Annotated in this window: 2 protein-coding genes; one reads left to right on the forward strand and one right to left on the reverse strand. The window is 57.0% G+C overall.

The window, feature by feature from the left end; genetic code table 11:
- On the reverse strand, positions 1–539 hold a 539-nt coding region (locus ACH2EH_RS12610; RefSeq protein WP_395142164.1), incomplete at its 3' end, for an RNA polymerase sigma factor.
- Between the two features lie 729 nt (positions 540–1268).
- Here ACH2EH_RS12610 and ACH2EH_RS12615 point away from each other — a divergent pair.
- Positions 1269–1575 (forward strand): SOS response-associated peptidase (locus ACH2EH_RS12615; protein ID WP_395142166.1); only part of this gene is annotated, 307 nt, incomplete at its 3' end.

Genomic DNA, 1575 nt, shown 5'->3' on the forward strand with positions numbered 1-1575 from the left:
GTGCAGCCCAGCGTGTCGCCGATCTGCCGCCAGGTGTGCCCATCCAGCAATCCCCTTAGGATCGCTCGCTGACGCGTGCTGAGGCGTGTCTCCAGGATCTCCAGCATCAACCGGGTCTCGACATCTTCGGCACCCGGCAGGTTCGCCCGAGTCGCGAAGCTGCTTTGAGTCAGCTTCTCCGTCTCCACCATTAGCTCATCGAGCGCATCGTGAGAGCGCTTCTTGTTCCAGCGAATGTGGTCCAGAATCTGCCAGCGGGCGTGCTTGAGCAAGTACTGCGAAGGGGTTCCAATGGTCATGTCAACCGTCGGAAGCACCTCGTAGACCGCAACCCAAGCCTCTTGCAGTAAGTCGTTGGCATCCATTCCCGTTCGGGAAGCGTAGTAGCCCGCCAGAGATTCCAGGCGGGGAGTAAGCGACTTACGAAGGCGCTCTTGCGCCCGGGTGTCGCCCAGTTTGGCACGCTGAAGCGTCAGCGTGTCCTGGTACTGAGTGCCTTTGTTGTGCAGTATTCCCTTGTCTATAATTGTAGTTTTCACGGGATTCTCTCCGTCGGGCCTACGTAGAGACACAGCTCTAGCAGGAGCGGGCAGCATAAAACCAGCCACTCTGCCCGGCATAAAGCCTGAGGCAGACCAACACAAAAGTTGGGGCTATCGCTGCGATAAAGTGACGAGTGAGCGAAATTGCGGTGTAGGATGGGGCCTGGCTGCTTTCTCTGCAGCCTCTCCCCTCCGGCGCTTCGCTCTACAGGCGCGTTAGGGGTTGATACCCTGGTGAGACTTGGGTGATTTGGGTACTTCTTGTTCCCGAAATCAAGCCGCGTTCCCGCGCTGCGGAGAGTAGATGGAGTTGGGGGGTCTCGCTACAGAGAAACGCCATGGGGGCATCCATCGGCTTACCGTTATTAAAGAGCCAATTATTGCTTACCATTTTGATCGTTCCTCCTGAGCATTCTGATGGGCCGCCTTTTAGGGGTGCCGTCGTTCACGCACGAGCCCATCGCAAGCATTATAGCCCGTTCTCCCCCGTTTGCTAAAGGGTAAAACAAAATATTTTTATTTTTATTTTTGATCCCTATTATCGCTCCGATGAACCGGGGCGTCTTATTGTCGTCGCAGGCTCCGACACGAAGGCCGCAAGCGGCCATAAGAATATTCCTATGGGCGGGACGCCCTTTGCGTCCGAGGAACGAGGACAATAACACGCTCCCGTTCATGAGAGCGGTAATGGGAGCGATCAAGATGGTGATCGGGTATAACAAACTTATGTGTGGACGATTCACGATGCATCACGACACAGACGAGATTGTGGGGCGCTTCGATGTGCAGGGCAGCCTCTTTGAGCCGCAGGCCCGCTACAACATCGCTCCGACCCAGCCGGTGGCAGCCATTACGGCGCAGGGGCCAAGTACGGAGCGCTTGCTGGAGCCGCTTCAGTGGGGGCTCGTGCCGTTCTGGGCGAAAGACAGGGCTATCGCCAGCAAGCTCATCAATGCCCGCAGCGAGACCGTTCAGGAGAAGCCCTCTTTTCGGCACGCACTCTCTCGGCGGCGCTGTTTAATCCCCGCTGATG

The sequence above is a fragment of the Armatimonas sp. genome (genome assembly GCF_043760365.1).
Taxonomy (GTDB): domain Bacteria; phylum Armatimonadota; class Armatimonadia; order Armatimonadales; family Armatimonadaceae; genus Armatimonas.